Annotated in this window: 15 protein-coding genes and 1 riboswitch; of the genes, 2 read left to right on the top strand and 13 right to left on the bottom strand. The window is 47.7% G+C overall.

Annotation, left to right across the window (positions count from 1 at the left end):
* Positions 1 to 149 precede the first annotated feature (149 nt).
* The 8 genes from JOD82_RS13375 to JOD82_RS13340 form a co-directional block, all read right to left on the bottom strand.
* The gene (locus tag JOD82_RS13375) at positions 150 to 1,709 is read right to left on the bottom strand and encodes a response regulator transcription factor (protein WP_029515766.1); all 1,560 of its coding nucleotides are present in this window, start codon (positions 1,707 to 1,709) and stop codon (positions 150 to 152) included.
* Positions 1,687 to 3,417: a sensor histidine kinase gene (locus tag JOD82_RS13370; protein WP_209018226.1), complete on the bottom strand. Its 1,731-nt coding sequence runs from the start codon at positions 3,415 to 3,417 to the stop codon at positions 1,687 to 1,689. The genes JOD82_RS13375 and JOD82_RS13370 overlap by 23 nt, the downstream gene beginning before the upstream one ends.
* 124 nt (positions 3,418 to 3,541) lie before the next feature.
* Positions 3,542 to 3,784 (bottom strand): hypothetical protein, encoded by a 243-nt coding sequence (locus JOD82_RS13365; protein ID WP_029515768.1) that lies wholly within the window; start codon positions 3,782 to 3,784, stop codon positions 3,542 to 3,544.
* A 39-nt stretch (positions 3,785 to 3,823) separates the two neighbouring features.
* Positions 3,824 to 4,690 carry an inositol monophosphatase family protein gene (locus tag JOD82_RS13360; RefSeq protein ID WP_013308756.1) on the bottom strand — a complete coding sequence of 289 codons (867 nt, stop codon included), beginning with the start codon at positions 4,688 to 4,690 and terminating at the stop codon, positions 3,824 to 3,826.
* Positions 4,691 to 4,864: 174 nt separating this feature from the next.
* Positions 4,865 to 5,866, bottom strand: coding sequence for a UV DNA damage repair endonuclease UvsE (gene uvsE, locus JOD82_RS13355; RefSeq protein WP_069011284.1), 1,002 nt, complete (start codon positions 5,864 to 5,866; stop codon positions 4,865 to 4,867).
* Positions 5,867 to 6,005: 139 nt separating this feature from the next.
* The gene (locus tag JOD82_RS13350; RefSeq protein WP_013308754.1) at positions 6,006 to 6,329 is read right to left on the bottom strand and encodes a hypothetical protein; all 324 of its coding nucleotides are present in this window, start codon (positions 6,327 to 6,329) and stop codon (positions 6,006 to 6,008) included.
* 101 nt (positions 6,330 to 6,430) lie between these two features.
* A complete protein-coding gene (locus tag JOD82_RS13345; RefSeq protein WP_039270664.1) occupies positions 6,431 to 7,519 on the bottom strand; it encodes a D-alanine--D-alanine ligase in 1,089 nt (362 codons plus the stop codon).
* Positions 7,520 to 7,592: 73 nt separating this feature from the next.
* The gene (locus JOD82_RS13340; RefSeq protein ID WP_069011283.1) at positions 7,593 to 8,588 is read right to left on the bottom strand and encodes an amidase domain-containing protein; all 996 of its coding nucleotides are present in this window, start codon (positions 8,586 to 8,588) and stop codon (positions 7,593 to 7,595) included.
* A gap of 419 nt (positions 8,589 to 9,007) precedes the next feature.
* Here JOD82_RS13340 and acnA point away from each other — a divergent pair, with 419 nt between their 5' ends.
* Positions 9,008 to 11,719 carry an aconitate hydratase AcnA gene (gene acnA / locus JOD82_RS13335; protein ID WP_029515773.1) on the top strand — a complete coding sequence of 904 codons (2,712 nt, stop codon included), beginning with the start codon at positions 9,008 to 9,010 and terminating at the stop codon, positions 11,717 to 11,719.
* Positions 11,720 to 11,792: 73 nt separating this feature from the next.
* On the opposite strand, the gene JOD82_RS13330 is transcribed toward acnA, so the two are convergent.
* The 3 genes from JOD82_RS13330 to JOD82_RS13320 all read right to left on the bottom strand — a co-directional run bounded on the left by JOD82_RS13330 (position 11,793) and on the right by JOD82_RS13320 (position 13,983).
* Complete coding sequence (locus JOD82_RS13330; RefSeq protein WP_069011282.1) at positions 11,793 to 12,140, bottom strand: DUF1648 domain-containing protein; 348 nt, start codon at positions 12,138 to 12,140, stop codon at positions 11,793 to 11,795.
* Positions 12,141 to 12,184: 44 nt separating this feature from the next.
* Complete coding sequence (locus JOD82_RS29620; protein ID WP_069011281.1) at positions 12,185 to 12,823, bottom strand: SdpI family protein; 639 nt, start codon at positions 12,821 to 12,823, stop codon at positions 12,185 to 12,187.
* Between the two features lie 323 nt (positions 12,824 to 13,146).
* Positions 13,147 to 13,983, bottom strand: a complete 837-nt coding sequence (locus JOD82_RS13320; protein WP_029515776.1) for a YitT family protein — start codon at positions 13,981 to 13,983, stop codon at positions 13,147 to 13,149.
* A gap of 508 nt (positions 13,984 to 14,491) precedes the next feature.
* On the opposite strand from JOD82_RS13320, the gene JOD82_RS13315 reads away from it, so the two are divergent.
* Positions 14,492 to 14,644 carry a hypothetical protein gene (locus tag JOD82_RS13315; RefSeq protein WP_010348453.1) on the top strand — a complete coding sequence of 51 codons (153 nt, stop codon included), beginning with the start codon at positions 14,492 to 14,494 and terminating at the stop codon, positions 14,642 to 14,644.
* Positions 14,645 to 14,766: 122 nt separating this feature from the next.
* Here JOD82_RS13315 and thiC read toward each other — a convergent pair whose 3' ends face one another.
* Together thiC and JOD82_RS13305 are read right to left on the bottom strand one after the other, a co-directional pair.
* Positions 14,767 to 16,611, bottom strand: a complete 1,845-nt coding sequence (gene thiC, locus JOD82_RS13310; RefSeq protein WP_069011280.1) for a phosphomethylpyrimidine synthase ThiC — start codon at positions 16,609 to 16,611, stop codon at positions 14,767 to 14,769.
* A 187-nt stretch (positions 16,612 to 16,798) separates the two neighbouring features.
* Positions 16,799 to 16,911: riboswitch (TPP riboswitch) on the bottom strand.
* A 155-nt stretch (positions 16,912 to 17,066) separates the two neighbouring features.
* Positions 17,067 to 17,810, bottom strand: coding sequence for an IclR family transcriptional regulator (locus tag JOD82_RS13305; RefSeq protein WP_039270658.1), 744 nt, complete (start codon positions 17,808 to 17,810; stop codon positions 17,067 to 17,069).
* Positions 17,811 to 17,980: the final 170 nt, after the last annotated feature.

Below are 17,980 nucleotides of genomic sequence, written 5' to 3'. Positions count from 1 at the left end.
GAAAGGAGCCAAATTACAAGTGACAACGTATTTACGCATTTTTGATAGCGTTTACATTAGCTCCTGTTGTTATTTTCCCAAAAGCTGAGAAGCATTGGAATACACAAATCAGGTTTCCTGGGTTTAAAAAACAGTGGGACTCCATCAGCTCATCCCCGTTCATGTGATTTAATGTACTCGGAAGGCGTCATACCCGCCCATTTTTTGAACACCTGGCTAAAATATTGCGCGTTCCCGCCGAAGCCGAACCATTCGGCCAGCTCAAACACCTTTACATCTCCTGTCTCTCGAATATGCTCAGCCGCACGTTCGATCCGATAACGATTGACGTAGTGTGAGAAGTTTTCCCCCGTCACCTTTTTGAAAATCTTCCCTAAGTAGTCGGAATTCATATACAGCATTTGACCTGCCACTCCGTTCAGCGACAAATCGGATTTTCTATAGTTTTGCTCAATAATAGTGATCATTTTATCAACGGTAGAAGATTGGCGATACACATTACTTTTATAATAGATTGCGGTCATTCGTTCGGCAGCTTCCTGTACAAAAGATTTGAGACATGCCAGCGTTTTTTGCTCTGCCAGCACCACCATTCGGCTCGTAAACGCCGCACGCTCCTCTTCAGGACATATACGGATCATAGCAGCATAGAGTTGAAGCACATAGGAGCGGGTCACGGAGATTTCCAGCTTCATACGGGACAGAATACCGAACAACCTATCCACTTCCTGTGCAACCTCCACCGTATTTCCAGCCTTGATCAGCAGACCGAACTTCTCCTCGTCCAGCTCCAAATCTGCCATCTCCCGGGTATCCTCAGCCGCTAAATCCTCCTTCGTAATCAGACTGCCCTCCCCGGTGTAAAAACGGTGATTCATACAATGCAGTGTCTCCCGGTACATCCCCCGTGAATGCTGCATACTATCCGACTCACTAACTGCGACCGTTACCTCCAGCTTGTAAAAGCGATGAAATGTCGCACGTACCGCTTCAATCTGTTTCATAAACCGTGACGTATCATCCTCGCTTTCCAGCACGATGAGCAATTGCCCCTGCATGGTCGTACTGAGCAAGACATCATCCATCAAATCTGCCGCTATATTTTGCAATGCAAACAGATGCTCCGGCTCATGGGATTCCTCCACCCGCAGCAGCAGCATTCGAACCTGCTTATCTTGCAATTCAATTCCGAATAACCGCTCATAAAATGCGATATCGCGGCTACCGTAAGTTTTATAGGAAATAAACTCCTTCAAAAAGTGTTCCTTCACATGGGGCAGCATACGCTGAAAATCTAGCTTCATCCGGTTTACAAACTGCTTGCGTTCTTCCTGCTCCTCCCGCTCCTGTCCCAACTCGGTCAGAGCCTCATGAATTTGCCGCTCATTGCATGGCTTCAACAAGTAGTGCTTCACCCCGTATTGCATGGCCCGACAGGCATAATCAAAATCTTTGTAGCCAGACAACAGAATGAAACGGACGTCTGGAAAATGCTCCGTCGTTTTGGCAACGAGTCCGATACCGTCTAGTCCTGGCATAGAGATGTCGCTAATCACAAAATCAGGTGGGCTGGCTTGAATCTGATCATAAGCCTCAATCCCGTTACGTGCCGTGCCAACCAATCTCGTGCCCGCTTTCCCCCAATCAACCACCTGTGATATGCCTTCCAAAATCATACGCTCATCATCAACCAGTAGCACCTTGTACACGACCCTGATCCCCTTTCACATATGGAATACAGACATGAATCGACGTTCCTGTTCCTGACTCGCTATGCAGCTCTATCCCCCAAGGTGTACCAAATGTCAGGTTAATCCGTTCCTGAATATTCGTAAGTCCAATGCCCTGCCCACGAGTCGTAACCTGCCCGCTTCGCAGCTTTTCCAAGAAATCCGGCGTCATTCCCGGTCCGTCATCTTCAACTCGCAGAAATAGAGCACCCTCGCTTTCTCTCGCAATAATAGCAATCTGACAGGGTTCAATTCGCGGCTCCAGCGCATAATGAATGGCATTCTCCACCAAGGGCTGAAGCGTTAGCTTCGGAATTTGTGCATCCATCAGTTCTTCCGGAATATCCAGATGGAAAACGAGACGTTCATCAAAACGTGTTTTTTGGATCGTTACGTAGCTCCTTACAATATCCAGCTCTTTTCGAAGCGGAATTAGCTGCTCCTCAAAACTGACCGCACTGCGCAGTAGAAAAGCAAGTGCTTCCACCATCTCTGAAATCCGGTCCTGTTTATTGGCCTTGGCGAGCCAGTTCACGGACTCTAATGTATTGTATAAAAAATGTGGATTAATCTGGGCCTGGAGCGCCTTTAGCTCTGTTTCCCGCAGTAATAGCTGCTTGGCAACATTCTCATTAATGAGCTCACGAATGCGGCGAATCATTTTCTTGTACGTTCGATGAAGCAAGCCTACCTCATCCTGTGTGGAAAGGGGGACCGCACCAAGTGCTTCCTCTTCCAAACGGTCGAGATCGCCTTTTTCTATTTTACGCATGTTCTGGATTAATTGAACGATCGGTTTGGTAATGCTCCCTGACAATCTAGCCCCCAGAGCCAATGCGATAAGAAGCATAATGACAAAAATAGCGCTTACAACTTCTTTGATAATCGTAATGCTGCGAAACATATCATCGAAGGGGGTCATATGCAAATACGTCCAATCCGTATAAGAAGATTTGATTTGAGCAGCGAAAAAGGTTCCTCCTGAGTAGGTCGCAATCCCGTATGGCTGCTTCCGGCCCAGCTCGGCCTGAATATCACTCTCACTCAAAAGTGGTGTTTCGGGATAAATCATCCGCCTTCCATCTGTAATCATCAGTTGTCCGTCACGACCGGAGGTTTGCACACGGTCCGCTACAATCCGGTCAATTCGTACACGAATCGCAAGCGTTCCGAGCCCATTCAGCGTAAAATTGGAATCGGTAAAGGATTTGAACTGCCGAGCTGCCAGCAAGGAGGAATGACCTGCGGCATACCATGCATTGGAACCGTCATGTTCGTCTGCCAGCTCCGACAGGGTGGATCGAAGCTCTTGGGGAATACCTTCGCGGTTGCCCGCACTCATGACCTGTCCCTCTTTGTCGATGACCATCATAGAATAGACATAGGTTTCAGAGCCGGCAAAGGCGACGAGCCTATTCGTTATTTTTTTACGCAGCACCATTTTGGCATAAGGGGATTTCTCTTTTTCCAATTGCAGCAAATAACGTTGAAGCTGCTCGTCCGTTGTTACCTTGAAAGTAACTTTTTCCACATCCTTCAGCTCATTTTCTATACCGATTGAAGAAATATTGAGTACTTCGGATGTTTTTTTGTACATTTGATTATCATAAATGTGAAATACGTACTTAAGTATGACTGCAACAACTGCAAAATTAACCAGCATAAGCACCGTGATCAGCAGTACCATTTTATGATGGATTCCAGCATTTTTGTAAGCGCTTTTAAAGTAGGTAATCAGTGATTGTCGCCTCCTTTATAACATACAAAATACCCCATGCCTTGGTCATTCGGCAAGAGGTATTTGCATTTGCTTAGCGTTGATCGGTTGGTTTCGATTTGTCCGCCTTGCTCATATATTCGTCGTATCGGTCATCAAGTTCCCGTGCCATACTCCGGTATTTACGCGTTTCCTCAACAATGGGATCGATATGAGTCTGAACCCGCACCTCATATTTAGGGCTGAGCCGTTCCCGCTTTTGGGCCTCATTCTCACGAATTTCGCCTTCCGTCAGCAGTTCACTGAGCTGGCGTTCCAATTCTTCGGATTGACTCATCGCGATTTCCTCCTTTAGGGTGATGGTCCCTACGTAGAATTATAACCCGGTTGCGTCTGCTTCTTTCAGCACTTGAATAAGTTGAGAATGAATAGCTGTATTCGTAGCTGCAATATGCCGTACACTCAGGTCATAAGGTCTGCCCAATGTATCGGTAATGGTACCGCCTGATTCCTGCACCAGCAAAGCGCCCGCTGCTACATCCCACGCATTCAAACCAATTTCGCAATAGGCCGATAACCGTCCCGACGCCACATAAGCCAGATGCAATGCTGCCGAGCCCAGCGCCCGAATGCCGCGTACCTGAGGTGTAAGAACCTGCGTGATTTTCATATTTAGCGGTTGTGCATACGTACGATCTGGCGGGAAGCCGATGCACACCAGACTATCTCCCAGTGTTTCTTCTCTTGAGGCTTGCATGCGATTACCATGTACATATGCGCCTTTTCCTTTTTCCGCTACAAACATTTCATCACGGGACGGATCATAAATAACCCCGACAATCACCTCTCCACGATGGGCCAAGGCAATGGACACACTGTAATACGGCAGACTGTGTACAAAATTGGTCGTGCCATCTACCGGATCAATAATCCATAAATATTCCTCTTCACGGGCAGCCTCTAGTGCGCGGGCCGAAGCTTCGGCTCCCGGCTCTACACCCTCTTCACCCAAAATCGCATGATCGGGAAAATGGGTCAGAATCAGTCTGCGAATCATCTGTTCTGCACCTTTATCTACCTCGGTCACTAGATCCGTAGGAGACTGTTTGGTATTCAAATGTTCAACAGTTCCCAGCCTGCTCTTAATCCATTCCCCGGCTTTGGATGCCGCGTTAATAGCCACGGCAGTATAGCTTTTTCCTGATACGATATAGGGAACCTTTTCGTTTTCATGTTCGTTCAACGTGTTCACTCTACTTTCTATATCATTGTTACGTGGTTTACGAAGCTGGCCTACAGCACAGTCTCTTAACCATCTCTGTTTCAGTACAAGTTTGCTAGTTTACACATTCTAGTATACACAATAAACTGCATAAAGTTTCCCCAAATGAGAGATTTATCCGCAAAATACTACTTTCTAAGGCATAATTTCTACGGAAGCCCCATCCAGCACTTTGACCCCATTATCTTCCTGAAGGCGCAGTTCATTCATCAATCCGAATAACGCTTCATCCTTAAGCTTGGCTTCAAGCATGACATCAATCCGATCCGTATATCCAGCAATATTGCGCAGAAAGGTCAGCAACGGCTCCACCAGAACACCGTCTGCATGACCACGAGGGTCTTTTTCACTTTTGGGACTGGAGGCATGAATTTTGGGCGGCAATGGATGATCAGTAGAAGATCCGGCTTGGGCCAATTCCCCTTTCCAGGTATTCAATATGTCCGGCCATAGCTCCCACGGCTTCTCACCCTCGTTATTGACCCATTGATGATGAATATCGAGAACCATCGGCAAGCCCGTTATTTTGCAAGCTTCCAGTGTTTCCACCGCATTGAATGTTTTATCATCATTTTCCAGCGTCAACCGTTCTCTTAACGAAAGATCCAGAGCACTAACCTGCTCTACAAAACGCTGGCCTGAGGTCACCTTATCTCCGTATGCACCACCAATATGAATGTTGTTCTTGGCTTCGGCACCGAGCCCCATGGCCTCCAGCATCGCTTTGTGGTACTTCAAGTCATTAATGGAGCTCTCCAACACCTCAGGACGGGGAGTGCTTAACACTGTAAAATGATCGGGGTGAAACGATACCCTCATCCTATTCGCCTTGACATAGTTCCCAACCTCTGCAAAGTCAGCAGCAAGCGCCTGAAACGGGTTCCAATCCCGCAGATCCTGATGGGTCGCGAGCGGAATCAGCTTGGATGAGAAACGATAGACCTGGATATCACTCGCGCGATTATGGCGCAGCAGCCTCAATGTATTATGGAGATTTTCAGCTGCTATCCGTTCTAGCTTGCGGATCGCAGCTTCTCGGTCTCCAATCTTGTTAAAGCTGGCCATCGTCATGGTTTTAGAGGGGGATGCATTTTGCACGGTAACCGACATGGCTACATAACCTAACCTTACGATCATAGGGTGTCTTCCTTTCAGTAGTTCGCAGTAGATGGTAAGGCCGCTTTCGTTCTGTGACCTAAAACCCTTTTCTACTGATCATACCCGGAAAAGCACATGCTGATTCGGTGTTATCGCACAAATTGCAAGAAGCAAACAGCTAGGATTGCTGCTGTGCTCCAAAAAACATTTCATCCGCCAATGCGGTCTGAATTCTTGATTCCTCATCATTCAGCTTACGAATGAGGATCATTTCAACTTCGGTCACTTCATCGCCCTGGAAATTAATTTCGGCGATACAGCCCACAATCTGCACGATGGCTACTGCCACGTTGTCCACGCTGTAAGCGATGACCTTCTGGCCTGTCGGAAACACGCGCAGCCCGGATTTAACCATTTTGCCACGTCCGTATTCCAGCAGTTCGTAAAGTTCTTGTTCGCTCTTGAATTTGCATACGGAGTTAAATTCAGTTTGAAAGCCCATGTGTAGCCGCCACCTTTCATCATTAAGGGTTTAGTGAAATGCTCAAGTAAGTGCCATATATATGAACAAAAAGGAGAGTGATCAGCTCCCCTTTGTTTCTTTTATGAGTTCTCGTAGTGCAATGCGGACCTGCGCTCATAACGCTCCAGTGCAAGAGCAATCATGCGGTCCAGCAGACTTGCATAGGATACGCCGGTTTCTCTCCACAATAATGGATACATACTGAACGGTGTAAAACCAGGCATCGTATTCACTTCATTAATAAGAATATGTCCGTCCGAGCGTCTGACGAAGAAATCGGCACGGGAAATCCCGCAGCCTTCCAGCGCGCGGAATGCTTGTAATGCGGCTTCACGAATACGATCTGCCACTTCCTCATCCAACGGTGCCGGAATAAGCATTTCCGATTGGCCATCCGTATATTTGGCAGCATAATCATAATAATCACTCGACGATACAATTTCACCCGGTACCGAGGCAATCGGCTCGTCATTGCCAAGTACGCTGACCTCAATCTCACGGGCATCGACGTACTCCTCGACAATCACCTTCAGGTCAAATTGCAAAGCCAGATCTACAGCCTTTTCCAGCTCTTCTCGGTTGCTGGCTTTGGAAATACCGACACTTGATCCCAGATTGGCCGGTTTGACAAAGCAAGGATAACCTAGCTCGGTTTCCATATTACGTACCAGATCATGACTGGTTTGGGCCCACTGTGTACTATTAAAATAACAGTATTTCACTTGCGGCAATCCTGCATGCTCAAACAGCTTCTTCATGACGCCTTTATCCATACCTGCTGCCGAAGCCAACACTCCTGCACCGACATAAGGCATATCCGCCATTTCGAACAGACCCTGAATCGTTCCGTCCTCGCCAAAGGTGCCGTGCAGCAACGGAAACAGCACATCCAGCGTCTGCTCTCCGTACAGCTTGCCGAACAACGTATCTAATGCCGCCTTGGTACCGCCCTCTGCACGTTCCAGCTTCAATTGCTCTACAGAAGCCAGAGGAGCGCTTAATAGCGCCCCTCTACGCCAATCGCCAGCCTTCGTAATATAAAAAGGAATAATCTCGTATTTCTCATAGTTAAATGCGTTCATTACCGCATACGCCGTTTGCAGCGAAACCTCATGTTCGCCCGATTTGCCACCGTACACCAGCCCTACGGTCAATTTTTGATTTGCCATGCCTATCCTCCGCTTTCCTACTTTCGTCATTATGACTGATTTGCGTCACTATACCTGTTATCCATCATCTCATTTAAAAATAGTCGGCGATGTGATAAAAGCGATATACCGTGTTGTCGGTCCACGCATACGAATTTTTATAGTCCCAATAACGATGTCTGGAGCTTACCGTATGCGCATTGACTAGCGGCATGCCGCCCGCATCAAAGGCCGTTACCACCGTGCTGTGCTGAAAGGTTCCGTCACCATCCCAATCGTAAAAAATGACGTCCCCCAGCATGAGCTGCTCCGGTCGACTCACCTGCTCAGCAGTCAAACCCCATGAGCTGGAGCCCAAATACCGCTCCAGACTGTTGGAAACTGCCCAACTGTAGCTCCACAGCTCACGTCCGGCGACCCGTCCTTTATACCACCAGCCCGATTCTCTTTTACCAGTATAGTGGATCGGTGCGCCCCCTGCAAAGAGGCATTGCGAGATATAATTGGTGCAATCCACATCAAAACCTTCAAACTCCGGGTTAAAGCTATCCCACCACTGATCTGCATAAGCCGCTGCTTCTTCACGGCGATATCGGCTGGGACGTGCGGACGAACCAAAGCCCAGCACACCGCGATTCAGCAGCGGCAAACTCCCTCCCTGATTAAACGAAGCCTGTTCAAAAGGAACCTCTCCCCCCGCTGGCTTCCTTTCTGCCGGATCTCGCTCAATTCTCGCTACCTGCCAGGCTTCACCCTCGCGTGTGAACGTCAGACGCTCCCGTTCAATCCGATCCTCCCGGTGAGTCATCCCGCCCTTCTCATAAAAGAGTCGGACATGCAGTTGTACATCTACCACAGCCTCATCCGGCGTATCCTGCACCATTCGTAGCGGCTTGGCGCGTGTCTCGCTGCGTAGGGGAACAGCATCCCGTTCGTTGTACCACTGCTCCAATCTGGCCGCACGTGCTGCTCGTTCCATCCGCTGGCCCACCTCCAGATACTCATCTGGCTGCGGTACACCATTGACTTCACTGCGATTGTATTGATTCACGTAAGCAAAAAGGGCCTGTTTCCATTCCCGCTCCCCCATCCCTATCCCTCCAAATTCGTCCCGCTATCCTTTTCCGGGGATAACCGGAATGATGTAGAACTTCCTTTTTCCCTCTCTGGTCTGATATGCTCTCTATCTATAAGTATGAATCTCTAAAGCTTGGTATGAACATCGAAACGCGAGGGAGCGGAACGTTTTATTTTCCAATCTGCAAGGCATCATTTAGGCCAAAAAAACTTTACGGAACTGCCTGAAAACGGTATACTTAATCCAAAAGCAATCATTTTGAAATCATGTTTCATCTAATGAAACAAATTGCATTCATCACAACCTCTAACACGTTATGAAGCACTGAAGATGTAATTGAGAACGCAACCAATTTAAACCAACTGGGCAAGACGTCGAAAAAACGACATCCCTATTTTCCCCCAAGCATTCACTTCAAGGAGGTAATACTTATGTCAGGAAAAGATCAATTCTCCATCGCCCGTAGTCTGGAAGTTAACGGGAAGCCTTATCGCTACTACAGTCTTAAGGCACTGGAGGAACAAGGAAAAAGCGGTATCGCCAAGCTGCCTTTCTCCATTAAAGTGTTGCTGGAAGCCGCGGTTCGCCAATTTGACGGACGCGCCATCACTGAAGAACATGTACAGCAGCTGACAGGCTGGGCTGAGGATCGGGACACCAACAAGGAGATTCCGTTCATTCCTGCACGCATCGTGCTACAGGATTTTACCGGTGTCCCCGTAGTTGTCGATTTGGCAGCTATGCGTGATACGGTGAAAAAAGCAGGCGGGGACCCGAAGCAAATCAATCCGCTCGTTCCCGTCGATCTCGTTATCGACCACTCGGTCATGGTCGATGCTTTCGGTACCAGTGATGCGCTGGATTACAACATTAATGTAGAGTTTGAACGTAACGAGGAGCGGTACCGTTTTCTGCGCTGGGCGCAAACGGCGTTCAACAACTTCCGCGCCGTTCCGCCATCCACAGGTATCGTCCATCAGGTCAATCTGGAATATCTCGCCTCCGTTGCCGCTACCAAAACCATTGACGGTGAAACGGTCGTCTTTCCAGATTCCCTCGTAGGAACAGACTCCCATACCACGATGATTAACGGCCTTGGTGTTGTTGGCTGGGGTGTCGGCGGGATTGAGGCAGAGGCGGGTATGCTGGGGCAACCGCTGTATTTTGTCACTCCCGATGTGATTGGCTTCAAGCTGACAGGCAGTCTGACGGAAGGCTCTACCGCCACCGATCTGGCGCTCACTGTTACACAAATGCTGCGTAAAAAAGGCGTAGTCGGCAAATTCGTAGAGTTTTACGGGCCTGGTCTGGCTAACATCAGCTTGGCTGACCGTGCGACAGTTGCCAACATGGCACCGGAATACGGCGCAACGATTGGTTTCTTCCCGGTCGATGCGGAAACACTGGCCTACCTGCGCAGCACTGGACGTTCCGATGAGCAAGTAAGCCTCGTAGAGGAATATTACAAGGCCCAAGGCATGTTCCGCACATCCGATACACCGGACCCTGTGTTCAGCGATACCATTGAGCTGGATCTAGCTTCGGTTGTACCGAGTCTCGCCGGACCCAAACGTCCGCAGGACCGTGTTGAGCTTGGCCGCATGAAAGAAACGTTTGAAGGCATTATTCGTACCCCGGTGGACAAGGGCGGCTATGGACTGAGCGATGAAAAAATCGCACAGAAGATTCCGCTGACCCATCCGGACGGCTCCACCAGCGAGTTAGGTACAGGAGCAGTCGTTATTGCGGCTATCACAAGCTGCACGAATACCTCCAATCCAAGCGTTATGCTCGGTGCGGGCTTGCTGGCCAAAAAGGCAGTGCAGCGTGGGCTCAAAAAGCCAGGCTATGTTAAAACAAGCTTGACGCCAGGCTCCCTCGTCGTGACGGAATACCTGCAAAAAGCGGGATTAATCGGACCGCTCGAAGCCCTCGGCTTCCATGTAGCAGGCTACGGCTGCGCAACCTGTATCGGTAACTCCGGCCCACTTCCTGACGAAGTGAGTCAAGCTATCACAGACCATGATTTAACGGTTGGCGCAGTTATTTCCGGTAACCGGAACTTTGAAGGCCGTGTGCATGCGCAGGTCAAAGCCAACTATCTCGGCTCACCGCCACTGGTTGTCGCTTATGCGCTGGCAGGTACAGTGAACATTGATTTGGTGAATGATCCGCTCGGTTACGATCAGGACAATCAGCCTGTCTACCTGAAAGACATTTGGCCCACTTCCGAGGAAATCAAGGAAGCCATCAGCCTGTCTCTCAGCCCGGATATGTTCCGTCGCAAATATGAAAATGTATTTACTGCCAATGAAAAATGGAACTCCATTCCGGTTCCTGAAGGCGAACTGTATGAATGGGATGAAAAATCAACTTATATTCAAAATCCACCATTCTTTGAAAAACTTCAGGATGGCGTGCAGGATATCAAGGAAATCCGTAATGCCCGTGTGCTTGCCCTGTTGAATGATTCGGTCACGACGGACCATATCTCACCAGCAGGCAACATTGCTCCTTCCAGCCCGGCAGGACTGTACTTGAAGGAGCATGGCGTGGAACGCAAGGATTTCAACTCCTACGGCTCCCGTCGCGGTAACCACGAGGTCATGATGCGCGGTACATTCGCCAACATCCGTATCCGCAACAATGTGGCTCCAGGTACTGAAGGCGGCGTGACCAAATACTTGCCAACGGATGAGGAAATGTCCATCTATGATGCGTCCATGAAATATCAGGCAGCCGATCAGAACCTGATCGTCATCGCTGGTAAGGAATACGGCACAGGCAGCTCTCGTGACTGGGCGGCCAAAGGTACGCTTCTGCTGGGCGTTAAGGCTGTCATTGCCGAAAGCTTCGAGCGGATTCACCGCAGTAACCTAGTCGGCATGGGTGTACTGCCTCTGCAATTCCAGGAGGGCTATGGCTGGTCCAGCTTGGGCCTCAATGGCCGCGAAACCTTCGACATCCTCGGCATTAACAATGACGTGAAGCCTGGTCAAGAGCTTACAGTTGTGGCTAAACGCGAGGATGGCACAAAGTTCGAATTCCCGGTAATTGCCCGTCTGGACAGCACCGTCGATATCGACTACTACCACAACGGTGGTATTCTGCAAACCGTATTGCGTCAAATGATTCAAGAGTAAAGAGCGTATAAATAACAAAATCCCCTCCAAATGCAGTGGAAACTGCACATTGAGAGGGGATTTTTTACATGCTTCAAGCCTTTAAAAGAAAACATATACCCAAGATTGCAAATACGAGGGTTATAAGAAGTGTGAAGAGACCAGGCAGGCTTTCCATGATTGCAGAGCCTTCTTCGCTCTTGAACTGACGACTGAAATAGGGTTGGAGCATAAGCATAATTATAAAAGATATGAGGCTAATTCCACACAACAACCATACCTCAGGGGAGGATTTGTCAACAAAACGGTCAGCCACATCATTGAAATTGTAGTGGATTGCTACATTCCTAGGCATTCTCGGATACATGAAAAGGTAGATAATGAAAGGCAAAACAGAAATAAGAAAAGACAATACATTAGAAAAATTTAATTTACTTCTCATGGAAATCCCCCTAATATGCCAAATCGATCCGCATTATACAGATATCAGCAGTCTATATTTTTATACCTATGGCTTAGAAAGAGAGAAGTAACAAAACTAATCATCGTCGGTAAACAAGAAGCGAGCACCATACACACATTAACTTCTTGTCCTAATCCTATAGCGATCCCGATTAAGCCAAAGGCTATCCAAATATAAGCAGAGATACGATGCGTCTTCTTCCATGCCTTTTCATTCGAAAGCAGCCATGGGAACTTCAAACCAATTAAACGGTTAGGTGTTAATTTAGTGAATGTGATACCTACTGTTAAGTGCGATATCGCTGAAACCAATAAAACTATATTTAAGGGACTGAAGTAAATAGCATTTGAATACAGTAACATTAAAAAAAGAAAAATAAAATTTAGAACAACAAACACACTGGAACATATTTTACGATATGGAACCAAATTATTTTCAGAAAATTGTTCTCTATGTTTCGAGAATTTTGGATACAAGACAACAATAAGAAAAGAGATAATCATCGCTCCTGATGACACAATAAAAAAAGCTAAAGGGAGCTTTAGCGGGTTCATTGAAGGCAATATAATAAATGAATTTATAAAATGCAATATAATAAATAAAATAGAAATCTGAATCCACGGCTTTTTAAATTCTTTTTTTAAATCATAGTTATTCTCCACTCAAAACAACCTCACTTGGAACTGTTTCTCAGTTGATTTTAGAAGTAAGTGTATTTATAATACTTCATTATAAAAAATGAATATATTTTAATAAAATATATATTATTGTCAGATCATAATGCATATTTTTCAAAAAAATAAGAGATCAAAGTCACATTCACAATATTTTTTTACAAAAAATAGCTTTTCTTCTGTTTCGAAAAGAAGTTATTATCTATCTACCTATTTCGATTATTAAAATAAACATCTCAAAGCAAAAAAGCCGATCCCTCAGGACCGACTTCCTACCCTATTCTCCTATAACCTTACCTTCACACCACCAGTTACTTCGAAATATCCAGAAAACCTTCTCCGAACACGTCCCGCACGTCATGAATGGTGATAAACGCTGCTGTGTCGATGGCTTTCACTATCTTTTTAAGCGCCGATACCTCTTGTTTACTAATGACGATATACAGCACTTCTTTTGGATTTTTAGTGTAATAACCGTGGCCTGACAGGACAGTAACTCCACGATCCATTTTCGTAATGACCATCTCGGCAATTTTATCTTGGTGCTCCGAAATAATCATGACCGCTTTTTTGGGGTTCAGTCCTTCGATCATAAAGTCCATCACCTTCGTACCAACGTACAAAATAACGATAGTTAGCATCAATTTCTCCGGGCCAATAATAAAATAGGAAGAGAATGCGACAATCAAATCAAAAAACAGCAGGCCATAACTGATATTCCAATCCAGATACTTGTTGGCAATCCGTGCTAAAATGACCGTACCCGCCGTAGTGCCGCCTACCCGTACGATTAGGCCTATGCCAACCCCCACCAAAACTCCGGCAAATACGGCATTAATCGTCGGCTCATGCGAATCAATCCGCCAGTTGACTGTTAAATGTAAAAACAGCGAGTTAAAAGCGACCGCAATGATAGTGTACAAGGTCGTTCTCTTGTCTAAAAATTTATATCCGACAATCAGCAGCAAGCCATTAATCACCAGATTAACGATCGAGGGAGACCACTGAAACAGGTAGTACAGGATGATTGTGACCCCTGTAACGCCCCCCTCGCCAAACTCATTCGGGATCACAAACAGATTAACAGCTAGCGCGAAAAAAAACGCACCCAGAATAATAAATGCGATGTCTGCAATACATTTTTTCATATATGCTCTAATCCTCTCTCTAACATTTCAAAGGATGAATCGCCAGATCGATTGGCTGACTCTTGTTGTCAAAATACGCTGACAACCAGTTCATGGTATCTACTACCAAACATAAAGTCAATACAACTTTGACACTTTAATTCGCCACCAGACTGCCTCAATCCTGACTTGAGGAGTCCGCAAAACCCTCCTTTTACAAGGTTATTCGACAAAAAAACACAATCCCGACTACTAAACTAAGACAACGGGCCTCAAGCCCTTGTTTTAGACCTAGGCACATTTTCCCCTAAAACGACCATCCTCCTAATCGGCATTTTGAACACACATGACCATCTTCCTGTTTTATGTCAAAAGCGTTTTACTTTGAATAAATGTGGGTATAATGATTGAAACATAACCAAGCAACCTACATAGCATTGCGACATCAAGTACATACAAATAGTCCTATACAGACGTCCAAAGCAACTCAATCTGAATTTGACAATATGGAATTGGAGGAATGATCTACATGAATACAATGAACTTAACCGTCCACACCCTGATGCCCTTTCACCACCAATACCAACGTGCCAACGCGGTGAGTATGCAGAAGAAAGAAGATAGCTCGGAGAAGAAGCTCAGCTTTCAGGACATTTTGAATGAAAAAATGGGTAAAAAATAAGGCGCCGTTTATCCGGTTGCATGACTCGCTTTACATAAGCCAAAAAGCCGTAGTTTCCTACATCGACTGTAGAGAACCACGGCTTTTTTTGATTCATGCGTTCCTAAACTCACACATTCGTTTTACTGACCGCCATCCCGATACTGCTCTGCCTTCTCACGCATCCCAGCGGCCACTGCTTCTTCGGTGTTCAGCCCCTTATCCGCTGCATAGGCGCGAATGTCCTGCGTGATGCGCATACTACAAAATTTGGGGCCGCACATCGAGCAAAAATGTGCTTCCTTGGCTCCCTCTGCTGGTAGCGTTTCATCATGGTAGGACAAGGCCCGCTCGGGATCAAGCGACAGATTGAACTGATCCCGCCAGCGGAACTCAAAGCGTGCCTTGGACAAAGCATCATCCCGCTGCTGCGCCCGTGGATGGCCCTTCGCCAGATCGGCAGCATGTGCCGCAATTTTGTAGGTAATGACACCCTCACGGACATCATCCTTATTCGGAAGACCCAAATGCTCCTTAGGCGTAACATAGCACAGCATGGACGTCCCGAACCAACCGATCATCGCCGCCCCGATGGCTGAGGTAATATGATCATATCCGGGGGCAATATCCGTCGTGAGCGGTCCCAAGGTATAGAAAGGAGCTTCCTTACAAATCTCCATTTGCAAATCCACATTCTCTTTGATTTTATGCATAGGGACATGTCCCGGCCCCTCAATCATGACCTGAACATCATGCTTCCATGCGATTTGCGTTAGCTCGCCCAACGTTTCCAGCTCTGCAAACTGTGCTTCATCATTCGCATCATAGATACTACCTGGACGTAGACCATCCCCGAGAGAAAAGGCCACATCATAGGCTTTCATAATTTCGCAGATTTCTTCAAAATGTGTATACAAAAAATTCTCCTGATGGTGCGCAAGGCACCAGGCTGCCATGATCGACCCGCCACGGGACACAATTCCCGTCATTCTATTCGCCGTCATCGGTATATACCGCAGCAATACACCCGCATGAATTGTAAAATAGTCCACTCCCTGCTCCGCCTGCTCGATCAGCGTATCGCGATACAACTCCCACGTCAGCGCTTCTGCTTCGCCGTTCACCTTTTCAAGTGCCTGATACAGCGGCACAGTTCCAATCGGTACAGGAGAATTCCGAATGATCCATTCACGTGTGGTATGGATATTACGGCCTGTGGATAGGTCCATAACTGTATCCGAGCCCCAACGCACAGCCCAGGTCATTTTCTCCACTTCCTCCTCAATCGAGGAGGTAACCGCAGAATTACCAATGTTCGCATTGATCTTCACGTGAAAATGACGCCCAATGACCATCGGCTCACTTTCCGGGTGATTGATATTCGAAGGCAAAATGGCTCGTCCAGCCGCCAATTCCTGCCGTACAAACTCAGGCTCCACCCCTTCGCGGATCGCCGCAAATTCCATTTCGGGCGTAATGATCCCTTGCCGTGCATAATGCATTTGCGTCACTGTACGACCTTGCGAAGCACGAAGCGGACGGTTGGTCACGCCGGGAAATTCAACTGTCTCCCGTTTGGAGCCAGGTTTCAGTCCATTATCCTCCGGTTTGACGGCGCGTCCCTCGTAAGCCTCCACATCGCCCCGTTCCAGTGCCCAAGCTCGCCGTAATGGAGGCAGGCCCTGACGGATATCGACCTGATAGGCTTCGTCAGTCATGGGACCGCTCGTATCGTACACACGCAATGGCTCATGATGCTCCGTGCCCTGCGGCGTATGTGTAGGATGAAGAGCAATTTCCCGCTCTGGGACGGCAATGTCCGGCCGCGAGCCTTGAATATATACCTTACGGCTCCCTGGAAAGGGCGTTACCCCACTGGCTTGCTCCCCGTTTGTCTTCTCTACCCCAACTTCCCTTGTTCCTGCCAACCTTACTTCTGCTGATTTAAATTCTGTTCCTTTTGTTCCTTCTACTTCTGTCGGCTTCATTGTCCATTCCTCCTGTTTCGATGAAATGACACACCGATCCGGAACCATTCCCAGGGTGGCGCTGATCTATGCAAAAAAGCCGGTTCCCGAGGGAACCGGCTAATCTAACGAGGCAGCTATCCAGACCGTGCACATGTGGAATAATCCTATTCCAATGCGTCACCGTAGACAGCAGCTGCGTATACATTTCAATGGCCGATTACTTCCCTACGCTGGTATGATCCAGATCAGGTGCAAAGGGTCCGGAATCTTACACGATTCCATCTCAGCCCGGCATTACAGGCTCCCCCAGTAACTGCGATACTTCTATTCACATGAGGCGGACATAACAGACATCCCGCCATCCTTATCAGACTACTTCAAATTTATGGCTTTGGCAACCCTTCTAGGTTCCATTTAGCAAGAAGACGCTCCTCACCAAATCACTTTGCTTGCTTCAACTGCATTCATTCTTGTTACGGAAGCATAAGCCCCATTTCCTTCGCCGCTTCGATCAAAATCGGAGCAAAGTCATGTAGCGTCTCGGGTGCAAGCCGACTGACCGGACCGGATACAGATAAAGCCGCAGTGACCTGTCCCTTCCGGTTCACAATTGGTGCTGCCACAGCAGCGGCCCCTGGCTCCCGTTCTTCATAGCTGGTCGCATAGCCCTTCTCGCGAATGTCCTGCAGCTGGGCTTTATAGACCTCCGCGTCTACCGAGGGCGGCCATTCATTCCCGCTTAGCAGGGCTTCCAGCTCCTGCGGCGGCATAAAGGCAGCCAGCACCTTACTGGAGGCTCCTACAGCCAGCGGCATACGCGCACCCACAGGCGCAACCCTGCGGATCGCCTGATTGCTCTGCACGGCTTGTATGCGAATACGCATGCTGCCGTCCCGTAAGTACAAGCTGACCGTTTCGCCCAGACGGTCACGCAGTCCTTCCATTGCAGGCTGTAACAACACCGCCGGCTCGTCACTTTGGGACAAATGTGTGGATAGCTCCCAAATGCGGAAGCCAAGTCGATATTTTTCCGTTTCGGCATTCCGAACGACAAAGCCCCGATCCTCCAACGTAGTCAGCAGCCGATGAACCGTGCTTTTATGTAGACCAATTTTGGAGGCAATCTCCGTTAGGCCAAGATCCGAATCTGCGGTAAAACACAGCAATATATCAAGTGCACGCTCTACAGCGCGAACGGTTAATTTACGGTCTTCCATTCGTGAACCGCTCCTCTTGTATCCATATTCGTTTCACACTATGAAACATGGTTACATAAATTATATAGAATAGTCGCGGCTACTGTAAACCGATGTTTTTGTGACAACCATATTACAGAACGAGAACAAACATCGACAATTCTTTGCATCATTTTTACTTTTCCGGTTCA

It is taken from the genome of Paenibacillus sp. 1182, assembly GCF_017833915.1.
GTDB classification, from domain to species: Bacteria; Bacillota; Bacilli; order Paenibacillales; family Paenibacillaceae; genus Paenibacillus; species Paenibacillus polymyxa_D.
Note: the sequence above shows the minus strand (reverse complement) of the source record. Positions and strands in the feature narration are given on the sequence as shown.

Bases quoted from the DNA above. Each gene is read 5' to 3' on its own strand.
- JOD82_RS13370 (WP_209018226.1), bottom strand. From the start codon at position 3,417: ATGGTACTGCTGATCACGGTGCTTATGCTGGTTAATTTTGCAGTTGTT.
- JOD82_RS13365 (WP_029515768.1), bottom strand. From the start codon at position 3,784: ATGAGTCAATCCGAAGAATTGGAACGCCAGCTCAGTGAACTGCTGACG.
- uvsE (WP_069011284.1), bottom strand. From the start codon at position 5,866: ATGATCGTAAGGTTAGGTTATGTAGCCATGTCGGTTACCGTGCAAAAT.
- JOD82_RS13350 (WP_013308754.1), bottom strand. From the start codon at position 6,329: ATGGGCTTTCAAACTGAATTTAACTCCGTATGCAAATTCAAGAGCGAA.
- JOD82_RS13345 (WP_039270664.1), bottom strand. From the start codon at position 7,519: ATGGCAAATCAAAAATTGACCGTAGGGCTGGTGTACGGTGGCAAATCG.
- JOD82_RS13340 (WP_069011283.1), bottom strand. From the start codon at position 8,588: ATGGGGGAGCGGGAATGGAAACAGGCCCTTTTTGCTTACGTGAATCAA.
- acnA (WP_029515773.1), top strand. From the start codon at position 9,008: ATGTCAGGAAAAGATCAATTCTCCATCGCCCGTAGTCTGGAAGTTAAC.
- JOD82_RS13330 (WP_069011282.1), bottom strand. From the start codon at position 12,140: ATGAGAAGTAAATTAAATTTTTCTAATGTATTGTCTTTTCTTATTTCT.
- JOD82_RS13320 (WP_029515776.1), bottom strand. From the start codon at position 13,983: ATGAAAAAATGTATTGCAGACATCGCATTTATTATTCTGGGTGCGTTT.
- JOD82_RS13315 (WP_010348453.1), top strand. From the start codon at position 14,492: ATGAATACAATGAACTTAACCGTCCACACCCTGATGCCCTTTCACCAC.
- thiC (WP_069011280.1), bottom strand. From the start codon at position 16,611: ATGAAGCCGACAGAAGTAGAAGGAACAAAAGGAACAGAATTTAAATCA.
- JOD82_RS13305 (WP_039270658.1), bottom strand. From the start codon at position 17,810: ATGGAAGACCGTAAATTAACCGTTCGCGCTGTAGAGCGTGCACTTGAT.